A 17,085-nucleotide genomic window follows, 5' to 3' on the forward strand; every position below is an offset into this window, starting at 1 on the left:
GAAAGAAAAAGTGGGAACCGGAAAGGAGGAGATTATTATGAAACAAAATCCGAAGACAATTAAACAGATTCTCAATATTTCTTTTCTTTCTGTATCTATCCCGGCTCTTATCCTGCTTCTTGTGCTGACCTGCTATACTATCAGCAGGCAGATTCATGCGGATCAGTCAGATACGGAAATCCAGCTGTCGCAGGTTACAACTCATATGGAAGAAGTTTTGAAACGATCGGAAACTCAGCTTAATAATCTTGTTGTACCCGGCTCTCCTTTTCATTCGTTCCATTATAGTAACACGCAACTGGAAAAGTACCAGAATGCCTATACAATCTTACAGATCCTGCGTCCGATTCTGACGCAGGATTCCTGCCTTGGAGGATTTTTTCTGTACAGCAAAGAAAAAAGTGATAATTGTTATTATCCTTCCTTCCAGCAACATTATTCCTATGAAGACCAGAAACTGCTCAAGGATTACTTTATGCAGCCGATTCATCTGTCAGAAGAACGCAATCGCTGGATTCCATTTATGCTTTCAGACCGGGTGGTACTGATCCGGATGATCGGGTATGACACTACTATTTGTGCTGTTATGGTGGATCCGTCTCTGGATAATTTCTCATTGTTCGCGGGTATGTCTGATTCGGATATGCATCTTTTTTATGCATCTTTGGAAGGAACACCTTATACCTCAGAATTTGTCACCAGGAAACTGCTATTTCCATATGAAGATAATCCTGTCAGAAAAATAACCCTTGATAAAAAAACATATCAGTTTATCAGTTCACCAGTGGGAGAATATAATCTACAGCTTTGCTGCATTTTTCCATACAAGGGAATCTGGTCACATATGAATTTATTCCAGAAAGTATTGATTTCTTGTATGATCGCATTGCTTTTTTCAATATCCCTGATCGGAATGTATCTGTACAGAAAATTGATTTATCCAATTAATACGCTTATGGAAACTATGCAAAAAGTTGGAAACGGAAACTTATCGCTGCGTGTAAATGACAATTATGATCTGCTGGAACTGCAGCGCTTTGGTCAGACCTTTAATGAAATGTTGACTAAAATCAATGATTTAAAACTGGAAGCATATGAAAAGAAACTGGATTTAAAGCAGGCACAGCTGCAGTATCTTCAGTTGCAGATCCGTCCTCATTTTTATCTCAACTGTCTGAAAAGCCTGTATGGCATGGCAGAAAAGAAACAATACGGCGAGATCCAGGAAAGCATTCTGGCTCTTTCAGAATATTTCCGTTATATCTTTCGAAATAACATTGAACTGGTCAGTCTGGAAGAAGAAATTCACTCTGTATCCAGCTATATTAAATTGCAACAGCTATATTTTTCTTGTTGGCCGGAGCTTGGAATTGATATCTCGGCAGATACAACAGATGTTTTGGTTCCTCCTCTGTCAATTCTTACTTTTGTAGAAAATAGTATCAAGCATTGTCAGGATCGATCTCATATTAAGATACAATTGAAGACTGCTCATGTATCTATAGAGCAGCAGGATTATCTGAATATTACAATTTCAGACAATTGCGGAGGTTTTCCTTTAGAGGCTCTGAATACACTGAACCATCTGGAAGAACATGATTTTTTGTATAAAGACTACAATGTAGGAATTTATAACATATATTATCGCATGAAGATGATTTACGAAAATCAAAGCACTCTGGCATTTTATAACATAGAAAACCAGGGATGTGTGGAACTTCTGATACCTTTTCGGGAAAGGAAGATAGAATCATGAATATTTTATTAGTAGATGATCAGCCAAGTGTACTCTCTTCATTAAAATCAGGTCTGAATTGGAGTGCTCTTTTGGTACATAATGTTTATACGGCGTTAAATGCATCCGAAGCCAGGGAAATTATTCTTTCCCACCCTATTGATATTCTGTTAACAGATATTGAGATGCCAAAGGAAAGTGGATTATCCCTTCTTCGCTGGTGCAGGGAGAATCATTACCAGTTTGAATGTATTTTTCTGACTTCCCATGCTGATTTTTTCTATGCGCAGGAAGCAATTCAATTAGAAAGCTTTGATTATATTCTTCAGCCGGCAAGATATGAAGACATTGAATCTGCTATTAAACGGAGCATAAAAAGAATTCAGGAAAAAGAACAGCAGCAGACCTGGCTGAATTTTGGAAAAGCAGCTTTACCCCAGAAAAATGCTTTGTTGAAAGGTCTTTTAAATGACTGGTTTATGGGAAAGGAAACGGATCTTGACCAGGTGCTTCACTTTCTTCAGGAAATGAAGATTCCGGTTTCAGCTGGTTCAGACGTTTATCTCTTGTGGGTTCAGATACAACAATGGCATTCCTTTCCAGTAGCTTTTGAAGAATGGCGCCAAAGTACAGAAGAAATATTCAGAGATTTTTTCTCTCCGTTTCAACATCAGATATTGTCTTATTTTCCAGATAAAACGTCTATTGGAATACTTATTTACAGCCTGGAAAATAAGTTAATGGATGCAGACGTGTATTATGCTCGGTTAAATATGATCTATTCCAGAATTACCAGGCAATTTTCCTGTTCCTGCGCGTTTTATACACGTCCCTCTTTCCAGGTAAGCGAGTTGTCCAGGACAGCTGCCGCTTTGCAGGAAGAAAGGAAAAATAATATCTGTCAAAGTTCTGGTATCTTTTTTTCTGATTCGGCAAGTGTTCCACAAACTATTACATACTGTGAACCGGAGTTATTGTCGCAATTCGAAATGTATCTTTCTGGCAATCAGGCGGGCAAAGCAGAGCAGGAAGCATTGTTGTATCTTCAATCCTTAAACATAAATAATAAACTGAATCACGATACTCTGGTTGAATTTTGCAAAAATTATTATCACTGCGCTTACAGTGCCGCGCGGAAACTGGAACTTCCGGCACATTCCTTACCGGCTTTTGAAGATGTGGCTGGAATCAGCAGTGCTGTTACACTGGAATCAGCTGCCGCTTATTTGAAAAAAATTACTTCTTTTTTTGTTTCGGCATGTTCAGAAACTGAAACATCCGATAACAGCCTGGCTATAATCGAAAAATATATCCGTGAAAATCTGGACTCTCCTTTACAGTGTGCACAGATTGCAAAAGCTGTCTATCTAAGCCCGGACTATATTTCGAGACTGTTTCACAAAGAAAAAGGAATGCCTTTGAAGGAGTATATTACATTAACCAAAATGAAGGCTGCAAAAAATCTGTTGATTACCACATCTTTGCCTGTCAGTCTGATCGCAGCTAAAGTTGGTTATGACAATTTTTCTCATTTCAGTAAAGTTTATAAAAAGGTTATGGGTACGACACCATCCTCGGAACGGAACGCGTAGAACGGAAAAAGAACAAAAATGTGCGGAAAAAGAACAAAAAATAATCAATAAAAAATAAGTAAACGTAAACAGAACAATACTGGATGCTTCTTTGATAGATTTAAATATGGCAGGGCGATAAAATAAAGAACAGAAAGAGGCAAAAGCATATGAGCACAGACAATGCATGGAAGCCTGCGAACATAAAATCTATTTCTGTGCAGAAGAGAGGAAAAAATGAAAAGAAAAAAGATGATGGCAGCAGTTCTTGCAGCACTAATGACATGCTCTGCATTTACACCGGCAGTAGCAGTAAAAGCAGATGATGATGTTGTAAAACTTAAAATCTGGGTGTTTGGCGAAGGCTCAACAGAAGAGTGCGAAAAAGTATCTGAGGCTCTTAGCGAAATCACCAGAGAGAAAATTGGAGCAGAAGTAGAAATCTATCAGACAATTGATACGGAAAAACTGAATCTTGCAATGACAAGTGGCGAAAAACTTGACCTGGTGTGTGCACATAATCTTGACCGTAGCGGACTGGTATCCTCTGGAATGCTTCTTCCGCTGGATGATCTGTATACAGAATATGCACCAGACGCAGCTGCCATGGTAAAAGAAGAAGATACCAAAGCATTGTATTTCGATGACCAGATGTATTTCCTTCCAAGCAATGGAGACAAAGCAAGAGCTTCAGGTGTCATGATGAGAAAAGATATTCTGGATGAGTTGGGAATCAATGCAGATGATATCAAAGGAATGGACGATTTTCATGATGTACTTGTAAAAGTAAAAGAGAATTATCCGGATTTATATCCGCTTGTTCCATCATGGGTTGGTGGCGGAATGCAGAAAACCTTCCACATTGATGATATTTATAATGGACTAGTTGTACTTGAAAATGGATTTGATCCAAGTGATACCACTATCACAAGCCAGTATGAGACACAGGAATGGAAGGATTTCTGTAATTATATGTACCAGTGGAACCAGGAAGGACTTCTGATGCCAGATGCTGCTACTTCCACAGATAACAGTCCGATGAGCACAGTTGGATTTGCTGATTATGAAAACCTGATTCCTGGTAAAGAAGCAGATTTCTCAAAAGGCAATGGACATGAATTTGTTTCAGCCCAGTTTGTAGAGCCTCTTAAAGATACAGAGCGTAATAAAGGTATCTGGTGTATTCCTGCAGGCTGTGAATATCCGGAAAAAGCAATGGAATTGTGGAACCTGCTTTATTCCGATAAGGAAGTAGCTACAATGGCTGCATATGGTATTGAAGGCGTTAATTATGAATGGGTAGAAGAAGGATCTGTTGTAAAGATTCCGGATGGTGTGAAAGACACTTATACTACATATGAGTGGGCATGGCCGAACTTAAATATTCTTCCAGTATTCGAAGGAAAAGATCCAGCTGTCCGTCAGGAACTTGAAGAGTTCAATGATAGTGCAGCACGTGCAACTTCTCTTGGTTTTGTTCTGGATACTTCTACAATTATGAACGAAATTACTGCATGTAATAACGTAAAGCAGAAGTATGAAACTCCTTTACAGTGGGGCGCATTAGATCCTGAAGAAGCAATTCCGGAATTCATTGAAGAACTGGAAGCTGCTGGTCTTAGAACCATTCATGAAGAGGCACAGAGACAGCTGGATGAATATCTGGCAAAACAGAAATAAGTAAAGGGAATAAAAAGGACAGGCCGGTTTCGTCCTGTCCTTTTTAAATGCACTTAGCAGTGCATGTGTTTGAATAGAAAAACGAGGAGGTTTGTTCATGAAAAGTAAAATGAGAAAAATCAGACGCTATTGGCCTTTGTATCTGATGATGCTTCCGGCTTGCATATATATTTTTATTAATAATTATGTGCCGCTGCCTGGCGTGTCACTGGCATTTCGTCAGTATAATTTCCAGAAAGGAATTTATGGAAGCCCATTTATCGGACTGAAAAACTTCAAATTTCTTTTTGCCAGCAAAGACGCATGGATCATTATGAGAAATACAATTGGCTATAATCTTATTTTTATTGTCTTAGGAACTGTGTGTGCAATTGCGGTAGCAATCCTTCTTTGCGAAATAAGATCAAAGATTTCGAAAAAAATATATCAGACCTGTATTCTGATTCCGTATCTGGTTTCGATGGTAATTGTCAGTTATCTGGTATTTGCATTCCTCAGTGAAGGAAACGGCTATATTAATACACAGATTCTTGCAAAATTGGGAATGAACAAAATTTCCTGGTACAATGAGCCGAAATACTGGCCTGTGATACTGGTAATCGTTAATTTATGGAAAAATATCGGGTACAACAGTATTATGTACTATGCAATGATTATTGCAATTGATAAGACTTACTATGAAGCAGCAAGAGTTGACGGGGCAGGAAGATGGCAGCAGATCCTACATATCACTTTGCCTGCGATTAAACCGACGATTGTAATTCTGACACTGATGAGTGTGGGAAGAATCATGTATTCTGACTTTGGTCTGTTTTACCAGATTCCGATGAATTCCGGAACACTTCTTGATGTGACAAATACAATTGATACTTATGTATATCGTGGTTTGATGCAGACAAATAACATTGGAATGTCTGCAGCAGCAGGAGTATATCAATCTGTAGTCGGATTTATACTTGTTATTACAGCGAATCTGATCGTAAAGAAAGTCGATCCGGAAAGCGCGTTGTTTTAAAAGGAGGCACCTATGTATAAAAACGAAAAAATATTCCAGTTTTTTGCCAATTTAATTCTTGCATTGCTGACAATATGCTGTGTGGCTCCGTTTCTTTTGATGATTTCCGCGTCATTCAGTTCTGAATCGGCACTGTCAGTATATGGTTATACTTTTTGGCCGAAAGAGTTTGATCTTTCTGCATACAAATATTTATTTTCCAGCACTGGTGCACTGTTAAAAGCATACAGCGTTTCTATTGGTGTTACGGTTGTGGGAACGGTTCTTAATCTGATCATGACAATTTTGATGTCATATCCGTTATCCAGAAAAGATCTTCCGGGCAGAAATATATTTGCTTTTTATCTCTTTTTCACAATGCTGTTTAATGGTGGTCTGATTCCCTCCTATATTATGTGGACAAGAAATTTCCATATTCAGAACACAATATGGGCATTGCTGATTCCCAATCTTTTACTGAATGCTTACAATGTAATTATGATGAGAACATATTTTACATCCAGTATCCCTATGGAAATTATCGAAGCTGCAAAAATCGATGGGGCGCGTGAAGGGACAATTCTTGTGAAATGTGTACTTCCTATGGCGAAACCAATTATTGCAACTGTTGCACTTCTGGTTGGTCTCGGATATTGGAATGACTGGATGAATGGTCTGTATTATCTGTCAGACGACAGCCTTTACAGCATTCAGGTATTGTTAACAAAGATTATGAGAAATATTGATATGATCAAACAGACTTCCGCGTCTGGTGTCAGCGTAATGGCACAGATTCCTTCTACATCAGTGCGTATGGCAATTGCATTTCTGGGAGTTTTGCCAATTCTGATTGCATATCCGTTTTTCCAGAAATTCCTGGTAAAAGGAATTACGGTTGGTGCTGTGAAGGGGTGAGATCATTATAGTTTCCCAAATAGAAACTATGATGACAAAAATAGAATTGCAAAAAATATTTTAAATAGTGTTAAAATAATATCATTGACAAGATGCATGAAAAGAAGCAGTGAAGTACTTTGTAAACATGCTCTAATGTCGAAGAAAAAAAGAAATTCAAAAGAGTGAAAACCATGCGTGTAAAATCAATAAAGAACATTGACGGCTTTTTCAGAGCACTTGAGAAATGCCATGGAAGAGTGGAACTGATTACAGACGTGAAAGACGTGTTAAATCTTGCCTCCAAGCTGACACAGTATATTGGGCTTACCAGAGTATTCAGCAACCCGGACATAGAATCCTATGAGATCGTATGCTATGATGCAGAGGATTATGCTTTGTTGAAGGAATTCCTGGTTCCGGTTAAATAAAAGTGTTGGAGCCTGTTTGAAAAATTACATACGATTCAAAGTTAAAGGAAAGGCTGCGTTGTATAAAGAAGTTTCGTTTTACGAAGGAAATCTTTATACAATGCAGTTCTATTATGGTCTGTTTAGAGTTTGGTTTTCTTCCATATATCAATGCCCTCCAATCGTATGTTTTTATAATATAATAGCCGGTTGCTTTTCCAGCTGTCTCCGAATTATACGTTATTGGAAGGAAAGTATCAACGCAAAATTGCGCGGAAACATAAAGCGTCTATTAACTGCACAAATTTCTGGATTGTTTTTATAAAAAATATATCGTATGATACAACTAGAAGTTCAAAAATGTATACAGAAGGAGCAAAATAATATGGAGAATGTTTTTCACAGGGTGCGTATCAGAAAATATGAGGATAAGGCAGTAGAGAAAGAAAAAATCATACAGATATTGAAGGCGGGAATGCAGGCACTGAGTGCATGTAATCAGCAGCCATGGGAATTTTATGTAGTGACAGACAAAGAGAAAATACAGGAATTGTCAAAGGCAACCCCATATTCCGGATGTGCAGCAGAAGCCCCGGTTGTCATTGTACCGGTGTATCGCACGAAAGGTCTGGTTGTACAGGATATGGCTCAGATTGATATGGCTATTGCCCAGGAAAATATCTGGCTGGAAACGGATGCACTGGGACTTGGCGGTGTGTGGATTGGGATTGCACCGATGCAGGACAGAATGAACCTGGTTCATGAAATACTGAATCTTCCGAAAAATCTGGAAGTATTTTCTCTGTTTGCACTGGGGTATCCGGCAGAAATACGAGAACAGCAGAATCGTTTTGATGAAACAAGGATTCATTTTGTTGAATAACTTTGAACAGTCTTGTTTTTGGTATAGTAGGGACTAACTACAGATATTTCCCCTTGACAACCAGGCATATATCCTGACTTTTGCAGCTAAATGGATATAAAACACCCGTCAAACCCAGTAAATACAGGGCTTGGCGGTTTTTCGGCTTTGTCAGATTTTCATGGCGTTTTTTCTACTTTTTGGTCTTTGCTAAAACTTTTTTTATTTCTCCCAGAGTACGGATACGTTTCCCAAAATCAATATCTGTAACTCTTCCGATATCTTTTAGAACTTCATCGTAATAATCAAATAGATAGTAGTTTTGCTGGATTAAACTACATTCGGCTTTTGACAGAGATTCCAAAATGGTTCCGATGCTGTATTTTCTCTCCAGTTTATTTTCCAGTATTCTTGCGATTGTCAAAGCTACAAAACAGGTAAGGAAATGTGCTTCGATATGTTCTTTTGGCCAGACATACACGGGTCTGGCTTCCAGTTCACTTTTGGTTACTTTAAAAGATTCTTCAATTTTCCATAAACCTCGGTACATATCGATAATCTCGTCGTCAGATGTCTCCATTTCGCTGGTTAAGAGCATATAGTAACCATCCAGTGCTTCCTCCCCTCGGATTTTTTCTTCATCAATGTCCAGAACAGAAGAGGCGGTAAGGATTTTTCCGGTTTCTTTATCATAGTCAACTTTTTTGACGTATTTTGCAGCACCATAAGATATGGCTCTTGTATAATTCCCTGGATTTTTTGCCAGGTCTCTGGCTTTTGCCAGTGCAGCTTCACGCTCTGCTTTTGCTCGTTTGGCATATTTTTCACTCCAGAAGACAACCTGTTTCTCATTTACCTGCTTTTTTATCTTTTTGCCGGAAACAGAGGATACCTGGATCGTTCTTGGAGACTTGCGGGATTTCCGCTTGTATTCTGTACCAAGCCATTCATAACCTTCCTGTTCCAGAACATAGTCCTTGATGCTTTTTTCTGCGCCCCGGATGGACATACTGAAAACATATCCGTCATCAGTGGGCGTGTTGATCGTGTACCAGATGTTATCACCTGTTGTCATTCCTTTGTCAGCAACGGAAATGACTCTGCCAAGATCAAACTGTTTTTTGATGCGTCCAAAGTTAGGTCTGTAGGTCAGACAGTCATTGGTATTTCCGGGAAAAAGCTCATAAGTAATAGGAATTCCCTGATTATCCATGAAAAGTCCCATCTGCACAATTGGATTTGGACGATGTTCTTTTGAAACTCCTTTACGGAGAAAATCGGTTTGCTCATCTGTCTCAAAATAGTAGTTTGTAACATCATAATAGATGAGGCTGGTATCCCTGCCATAATTCTCTTTGATATGGTCATTTAGCCAGATCTGCAAGTTTTCCTTATGTTTGTCAAGGAAAGACAGACAGCGGTAAACATCGTCTAAAGAGTAGTCTGTTTTCTCAAAGAAATGTTCCCGGTCATCATAGGAAGATTTCTTTGAAGCAGGGAAAAGAAGTCTGGAATAGACCAGCATCTTCATGATGGTATTGGCATCATACTGTTCTTTTGAGTGGCGCTGCCGGTTCGTTAGGAAAGTATGGAGGTCAAGCTCATGATAGATCTGGCTCAGGGCGGCATAGCCGAAGTTTTTTTCTCAGATCGTCACCTATGCAAAGCCGGTCAGAATCATAAAAAGTAAAGTGGATGGGAGCCTGTCTGGCTGCTTTTTCAGCTTTTAGCTGCTCTACTCTTTTTTGAAAGTGGGCAATAGGGTCATTATACTTTTTTTCCAATTCATCCAGCCAGCCAATAGATTCTATTGTTTTCTGACGGGAGCATTTCTTAGCTTTATCGTAATAGGTGTCAACAATGGAAAGACGAATTCGACCATTCAGGTTAGGTGTTTTTTTGAGGTACATGGCAAGCATTCCGTTTCGTATAATATTTATTATAACGCAAAACGATATAAAACGCTAGTAAAACATGACTAATTTTTAAAAATAAAAAAGCCTGAAAGCAAGGAAACAAAAGGCTTTCAAGCAATAAGCGAACATATGTTACTGCAAAACTGTGGAGACCGGGTCTTATATCCCTTACCAACAGGCGGAAGGAGCTGGTGAACCAGTTGGAAAAGGAAATGGATGGTATTATTATGATAATGATGCAGGCACTTATCTGCCCTGGTAAGCATGAAGAATTAAACATAACAGTCAACACCATACAACACATATTGTAAAACGAAAGCTTTGAAATCCTATATATTGTGAAATTGAAATATGATATTTACAACATATTGTATAATATGTAATTGTTTGGGTTTCCACAAAAGCACACGATTTCTCTTGAATTTCTGAAATGACCTGTATTATAATAGGATAATTAACGGCATATACCACAGCCGGTACCGCAGTGACCAAATGCCGTTTTCGGGGTAAAAATAGGTTCAAAAATGAGCATTATTTTTCCCACTTATTCAGAAAAAAAGGCACTATCCAAATCTAAACAGAAAAAGTTCTGTATTTGGTAAATGAAAAGCCTAATCCCCCAGCTATGCTGGGGAGAATGGAGTAGGCGGAAGCGGTGAGGATAACAAAATAAAGCCTCCTGTGATATGATGAGAATGGTGTCGCAAGCCAAACTCAAAATCAAAGGAGGCGGTCCAAATGGACAATAAAAGTCTATCACATACTCGCTGGAAATGCCAGTATCATATCGTATTCATTCCTAAATATAGGAAGAAAGTATTGTATGGAAAGGTACGAGAAGATGTGAGAGAAATAATATCAACTCTATGCAAATATAAAAATGTAGAAATAATTGCGGGAGCCGTATGTATCGATCATGTGCATTTAAGCGTAGCAATTCCACCGAAATTTAGTGTATCAGACTTTATGGGATATCTGAAAGGGAAAAGCACATTGATGCTTTACGACAGACATCCAGAACTGCAAAGTAAATGGGATAAAGCCTTTTGGGCTAGAGGATATTATGTTGAAACAATCGGCAATATAACAGATGCAGCAGTTCAGAAATATATAAATGAGCAAGCAGAGGAATCGAGAAGAGAAGATTCCAGTAGTACCGCTTTATAGCGGGCCAGTAAAAGTGCTTGCGATACCGCCCTTTGGGGCGAGCAGTAACAATGGCCTTTGGAGGGCCAAGGATAAACCACCAGTTGAACTGGTGGTTGCTAACTTAGATTTTTACTACACTTCGCTTGATGTATCATTTCGGAAATGAGCATGCAGAGTGTAATGTCTATCTGTTGCGATACTTGAGAAAGAATTCGGATAAGACAGGCAATTCCTGGAGTACGGAGATGATATATCTTTTAGCAGATGCGAACAGTCGCAGAAAAGAACTGTTCCTGCGGGATGCAGATGTAAAATTTTATAATAATGATTCTGAACGGAATCTGCGCAAATGCAAAACTCATCAGAAGATGTCAGATGGTTTTAGAAAAGAAAGTGGCAGTAAACTGTATTGTGACATCATGAGCGTTATAGAAACCTGCAAAAAAATGCAGATACTCGAAAGTATTTACATTATATTTGCAGGCAAACGGGCCATATATTGCCCCGTTTATTTTTAGTACTTTAAAACTACTCAGCCGTCAGGCTGAGTAGTTACAAAGAGGGCAATGCCCTCTAACCTATGAAAGAAATATTCTTGACTTTCAGGTGCATTCTTTCTATAATGAATTCAAAAGTGGGAGTTTGTGCAATGGGGCACACAGATGGAAAGTCTGTGTGTCTTTTTTTATCGGAGAGGAGGTAAAATATGGCAGCTTTTGATAGAATTCTTTCCGGAATTCCGGAAATGGATCAGGCACTTGACAATATCAGGCTGGGGGATAACGTGGTATGGAGGGTATCTCACTTGGAGGAATTTCGATATTTCTGCGAACCTTATGTAGAACAGGCGATTAAAGACAAACGAAATATTGTATATTTTCGATTTGCAAGCCATGAATTATTGGTAAAAGAATGCCCTGAGGTGAAAAGAGTAGAGATTCCGCTGTCCCATCAATTTGAAAACTTTACGGTGGAAATACATAAAGTCATTGAAAGGGAAGGTATTGATACCTTTTACATTTTTGACTGTTTATCAGAGCTTCAGACAGCCTGGGCGACAGACCTGATGATGGGCAACTTTTTTCGTGTAACCTGTCCGTTCCTTTTTTCCCTGGATACGGTTGCCTTTTTCCCTATCATCAGAGGGAAGCATTCCTTTCATGCGGTAAAAAAGATATTAAATACAACACAATTACTTCTGGATGTATATTCTGATCCCAAAAATATCTATGTACGTCCTGCAAAAGTGTGGAACAGAGATTCAGAAACCATGTTTCTGCCACATATTTACAACAAAGAACTGAGAACATTTCGTCCGATCAGAGATGGCGTGCAGTCCAGCCGTTTTTATCAGATTCTCAGCAAATTTCAAAGACCAGGCGAAGAACAGTTTACAGATTCCTGGGATCGTTTTTTCAATACTGCCAGGATGCTGTATGACAATCACATGAATACAGAAGAGGCCTGCAATACAATGTGCGATATTATGATGACCAGAGACAGAAAAATGCGTCTTATGGTAAAAAAGCATTTTTCTCCTGAAGACTATTTCAGTGTCCGGAATCATATGATCGGAACCGGCATGATAGGCGGAAAAGCCTGCGGTATGCTGCTTTCCAGAGCAATTGTGCGAAATCTGGCCTGGGACATCAATGAGGTACTGGAACCACATGATTCTTTCTTTATAGGTTCCGATGTTTATTATACATATATTGTGGACAATGGATTTTGGGATATCCGTGTTCGTCAAAGAGAGGAAACAGAATATTTTTCTCTGGCAGAAGAATTTGCCAGACGTCTGAAAAATGGTGTATTTTCCGAGGAAATGAAAAATCATTTTTTACATATTCTGGAATATTATGGACAGGATCCTTTTATTGTGCGTTCCAGCAGTATTCTGGAGGATGGCTTCGGAAACGCATTTGCAGGAAAATATGAATCTGTTTTTTGCGCAAATCGTGGAAGCCTGGAAGAACGCCTTGCGGAATTCGAGAATGCCATAAAGACCGTATATGCAAGCTCTATGAGCTTGTCTGCGCTGGATTACAGAAAGAGGCGGGGGCTTGATAAACGTGATGAACAGATGGCACTTCTTGTACAGCGTGTATCTGGTTCTTACTATGGCTCTTATTATATGCCATGCGCAGCAGGGGTAGGATACTCCTACAGTCCGTACAAGTTTTTGGAGAAAATCGATCCGAAAGCTGGAATGCTCAGATTAGTTATGGGGCTGGGAACGTCGGCAGTAGACAGGACAGAAGGCTCTTATCCAAGACTTGTCAGCCTTGATATGCCTCAGGCAACAAACTGCACGACTATTGCCCAGAAACATCAGTTTTCACAGCGGAAAATAGAAGTTGTGGATACAACCAGACACTGTCTGAGACAGCTGGAGCTGGACCAGATTGAAGCTTATATTCCGGGATATCTGGGCAAACTTCTTCTGGAACATGATTTTGAGGTGGAGGCTTCCATGAGGGAGAGAGGAATAAACAGAGAGGTCCGTTTTATTTCATGCGGCGGTCTTGTAAAAAAAGAGCTTCTCATGCAGCAGATACAAATGATCATGCAGTTGATTCAGAAGGAATATGACTATCCTGTTGACATTGAGTTTACGGTAAACTTATCTGAAACAGGAGAATACTCTATAAATCTGCTGCAGTGCCGACCATTGCAGGTGTTTAAGGATACGGGGAATGTGGAAATTCCGGACAATATCCCGGAAGAAAATATTATTCTGGAAAATGTACATTCTTCCATGGGGTTATCGAGGAAGACGCAGATAGATACTATTGTTCTGATAGATCCCGTAGCTTATTATAATATGCCGTATGCAAAAAAAGTAAAAGCAGCGAAGCTGATCGGTGCAGTAAACTGGAAAAATAAGGGGAAGAACAAGCATATGCTTCTGATCGTGCCGGGCCGCATCGGAACCTCTTCCCCAGAGCTTGGTGTTCCCACAACCTTTGCAGATATCAGTGAGTTTGAAGCAATTTGTGAGGTAGAGGAGAAATCTGTTGGATATAACCCGGAGCTTTCCTATGGAAGCCATATTTTCCAGGATCTGGTTGAAGCGGAAATATTGTATACAGCAGTATTTTCAAATGAAAAGACACTTCGGTTTGCACCCGAAAAGCTGGCTGATTTTCCGGATATTATAGATTTCTATACAGATGATCCGGATCTAAAGGGAGTTGCTCATGTATATGATACCAGCAAAGCTTCCTGTGAATTGTGCAACGACCTGCAAAATGAAAAACTGGTGTTGTACCGGAAATAAAACATTTAACCAAATCAAGCAAGCAGCGAAGCGGACTTGGAATATCCGCTTGACTCCCGGCATGACAGTAGAATAAAATAATGTTATACTACAATTAGAAAAAAGTTATACGAAGAAAGAGAACAAAATGGAACCATACTACTACAATCATATGACCAAACCCCAGCAGGCGGCTTATCACAGCATCCTTGCCGGGGTGAAGAACCTTGCAGATGAAATTCAGATCCCGGCGCTTGCAGGGGAGGAGCTTTACAACGTGTTTTTCCAGATGCGGCTGGATCATCCGGAAATCTTCTGGGTCATCAGCTTCAAGTACCGTTATTATAAAGATTCCCCTAATCTGATTTTTATCCCTGAGTATTTATTTGACAAAAATAAGATCCGGGAGCATCAGAAAGCCATGGAAGCCCGTGTGGAAAAGCTTGTCCGCCCTGCTATGAAGCTTTCCCAGTGGGAAAAAGAAAAGTATGTACATGATTTTATTTGTGAGAATGTTCGTTATGATAAGCTGAAAAAACCTTATTCCCACGAAATTATCGGTCCTCTGGGTCAGGGCGTAGGAGTCTGTGAAGGCATTGCAAAAGCAGTAAAGGTTCTTCTGGATGCATTGGGAGTGTGGTGTATGATTGCTATTTGCGGGAATAATCCGGAAAAAGGAATCAAGTACCGTCATACCTGGAATATTGTAAAAACAGAGGGGACATATTATCATCTGGATGCCACCTTCGATAATAGTCTTGGGACAGATCACCATAATTCAGAAATCCGTTATGACTATTTTAATCTGGATGATCAGCAGATTTTTCGGGATCATGAACCGTTGATCGCACCGGCGCCTTCCTGCACGGATCATGATCATTTTTATTATAAAGAAAAAAAGCTTTCCTTTACCAAAAAGGAAGACGTATACAAGCGCTCCCTTCAGGCAGCTAAGAAGGGAAAGGTCCTGATTTTTCACTGGAGAGGCGGTTATCTTACCCGTGAAGTGTTAGACGAGCTTCTGGAGCTGATACGAAAGGCAGGAGCAGAACGAAATAAAACTGCAAGAGTCAGCATAAACTGGCCTCAGGCAGTTATTCGGCTTGAGTATACAGACACACAGCTGCCGGAAAAGATTTCTCTTGAAGAAGCGAATGAAGGAGAGCGGCAATAGCCTGCTTCGGGAAGAAAACTGAAATAAACTAAAAGGGACATAAGTTCTTTTAGAATTTTGAAAAACAAAAATATTGCATGAAAAAACTTTAAAAAAACTGGCCGAATTATACAAAAATTAAAATAAACAATGAAAAAGGGACATGAGTCCTGTCTTAAAAGTGAGACATATGTCATTGTAAGACTATCAGGATCGATATTATAAAAAGGAGGAAAATATAAAATGAAGAAAAGAATTGCAGCTATGGTGCTTGCAGGAGCAATGGCACTTTCCCTTGCACCAGCTTATGGAGCAACAGAGGTAAAGGCAGAGGCATCCGACATGAAGATCGCCATGGTTACTGACTCCGGTGATATCACAGACCAGAGCTTTAATCAGACTACTTACGAGGCATGTAAGGAATGGGCAGCTGACAATGGAAGCGACTTCAACTATTACAAACCAGAGAGTGACTCCGATGAGGCACGTAACGCAAGTGTTGACCAGGCTGTAGCAGACGGCGCGAACGTAATCGTTCTTCCTGGCTACATGTTCGCAGCTACCATCGTAGAGCAATCCGAGATGTACCCGGATGTGAAGTTCATCGCACCAGACGTAAGTGCAGGCGATATCTGCGAGAAAGGTGTTGGCGAAGGATACACCTACAATCCGGACGATTATGAAGTAACGGATTACTACAATGCAGACAATGTATACTGCTGTACTTATCAGGAAGAGGTTTCCGGATACATGGCAGGATACGCAGCAGTGAAGTTTGGATACAAACATCTTGGATTCCTTGGCGGAATGTCTGTACCGGCCGTTACCCGTTTCGGATATGGCTACATCCAGGGTGCTGATGAAGCAGCAAAAGAGCTTGGAATCACAGACGAGGTTGAACTTGAGTATGTATGCGGCGGACAGTTCTACGGCGACGCAGACATCACAGCTTACATGGATACCTGGTACGGCAGCAAGGGCGTTGAAGTTGTATTCGCATGCGGCGGCGGAATCTACACATCTGCAGCAGAAGCAGCAGCTAAGGTTGACGGCAAGGTAATCGGTGTTGACTCCGACCAGTCCGGAATCATTGGCGAGGACATCACAGTTACATCCGCTATGAAAGGTCTTGCACCGACTGTTAAGACTGCACTTGACGCAATCAAGGACGGTAACTGGGAATCTGACTATGCTGGAAAAATCGACAACCTTGGTCTTGTATCCGAGAATCCAGAAGACAACTACGTACAGCTTCCAATGGATACCACACAGTGGGATGACAACTTTACTGTAGATGATTACAAGGATCTTGTAAGCAAATTATATAATGGCGAGATCACAGTAAGCAACGACATTACTGCATTACCGGAAACTGAGATCGCAGTAAACGATTACGGCAGCATCAAATAAGACAACTACTCCGCATAGATAAATGCAGTTATAAATCACGGGTAGTGTTCCG

The 17,085-nt window shown here is 40.0% G+C and carries 12 protein-coding genes and 2 pseudogenes; 13 read left to right on the forward strand and 1 reads right to left on the reverse strand.

Going from position 1 to position 17,085, the window contains the following annotated elements:
• Positions 1–37: 37 nt before the first annotated feature.
• From OCV70_RS09530 to OCV70_RS09560, 8 genes and pseudogenes are all read left to right on the forward strand, one after another.
• Positions 38–1,756 (forward strand): sensor histidine kinase, encoded by a 1,719-nt coding sequence (locus OCV70_RS09530; RefSeq protein WP_117854233.1) that lies wholly within the window; start codon positions 38–40, stop codon positions 1,754–1,756.
• Positions 1,753–2,085: pseudogene (locus OCV70_RS20150) on the forward strand (response regulator); the annotation flags it as partial. The gene OCV70_RS09530 and the pseudogene OCV70_RS20150, both read left to right, overlap by 4 nt.
• A gap of 129 nt (positions 2,086–2,214) precedes the next feature.
• Positions 2,215–3,327: a helix-turn-helix transcriptional regulator gene (locus OCV70_RS09535; protein ID WP_243176782.1), complete on the forward strand. Its 1,113-nt coding sequence runs from the start codon at positions 2,215–2,217 to the stop codon at positions 3,325–3,327.
• Between the two features lie 216 nt (positions 3,328–3,543).
• Positions 3,544–4,986: an ABC transporter substrate-binding protein gene (locus tag OCV70_RS09540; protein WP_117854231.1), complete on the forward strand. Its 1,443-nt coding sequence runs from the start codon at positions 3,544–3,546 to the stop codon at positions 4,984–4,986.
• Positions 4,987–5,083: 97 nt separating this feature from the next.
• Positions 5,084–6,001, forward strand: coding sequence for an ABC transporter permease (locus OCV70_RS09545; protein ID WP_118582788.1), 918 nt, complete (start codon positions 5,084–5,086; stop codon positions 5,999–6,001).
• Between the two features lie 12 nt (positions 6,002–6,013).
• Complete coding sequence (locus OCV70_RS09550; protein ID WP_117854229.1) at positions 6,014–6,895, forward strand: carbohydrate ABC transporter permease; 882 nt, start codon at positions 6,014–6,016, stop codon at positions 6,893–6,895.
• Positions 6,896–7,068: 173 nt separating this feature from the next.
• Positions 7,069–7,305, forward strand: a complete 237-nt coding sequence (locus OCV70_RS09555; RefSeq protein ID WP_173767635.1) for a polya polymerase — start codon at positions 7,069–7,071, stop codon at positions 7,303–7,305.
• 364 nt (positions 7,306–7,669) lie between these two features.
• A complete protein-coding gene (locus OCV70_RS09560; RefSeq protein WP_117854227.1) occupies positions 7,670–8,167 on the forward strand; it encodes a nitroreductase family protein in 498 nt (165 codons plus the stop codon).
• A gap of 172 nt (positions 8,168–8,339) precedes the next feature.
• Here OCV70_RS09560 and OCV70_RS09565 read toward each other — a convergent pair.
• Positions 8,340–10,056 (reverse strand): annotated as a pseudogene (locus tag OCV70_RS09565) (IS1634 family transposase).
• Positions 10,057–10,800: 744 nt separating this feature from the next.
• On the opposite strand from OCV70_RS09565, the gene tnpA reads away from it, so the two are divergent.
• From tnpA to OCV70_RS09595, 5 genes are all read left to right on the forward strand, one after another.
• Positions 10,801–11,229 carry an IS200/IS605 family transposase gene (gene tnpA, locus OCV70_RS09575; RefSeq protein WP_262579660.1) on the forward strand — a complete coding sequence of 143 codons (429 nt, stop codon included), beginning with the start codon at positions 10,801–10,803 and terminating at the stop codon, positions 11,227–11,229.
• A 227-nt stretch (positions 11,230–11,456) separates the two neighbouring features.
• The gene (locus OCV70_RS19725; RefSeq protein WP_021924623.1) at positions 11,457–11,729 is read left to right on the forward strand and encodes an IS66 family transposase; all 273 of its coding nucleotides are present in this window, start codon (positions 11,457–11,459) and stop codon (positions 11,727–11,729) included.
• Between the two features lie 188 nt (positions 11,730–11,917).
• Complete coding sequence (locus OCV70_RS09585) at positions 11,918–14,491, forward strand: PEP/pyruvate-binding domain-containing protein (protein WP_173765805.1); 2,574 nt, start codon at positions 11,918–11,920, stop codon at positions 14,489–14,491.
• 127 nt (positions 14,492–14,618) lie between these two features.
• Positions 14,619–15,644 (forward strand): transglutaminase domain-containing protein, encoded by a 1,026-nt coding sequence (locus tag OCV70_RS09590; RefSeq protein ID WP_021924625.1) that lies wholly within the window; start codon positions 14,619–14,621, stop codon positions 15,642–15,644.
• 222 nt (positions 15,645–15,866) lie between these two features.
• On the forward strand, positions 15,867–17,033 hold the full coding sequence (locus OCV70_RS09595; RefSeq protein WP_021924626.1) for a BMP family ABC transporter substrate-binding protein: 1,167 nt from the start codon (positions 15,867–15,869) through the stop codon (positions 17,031–17,033).
• Positions 17,034–17,085 lie beyond the last annotated feature (52 nt).

This window comes from Blautia acetigignens (genome assembly GCF_025566865.1).
In the GTDB taxonomy this organism is placed as follows: domain Bacteria; phylum Bacillota; class Clostridia; order Lachnospirales; family Lachnospiraceae; genus Blautia_A; species Blautia_A acetigignens.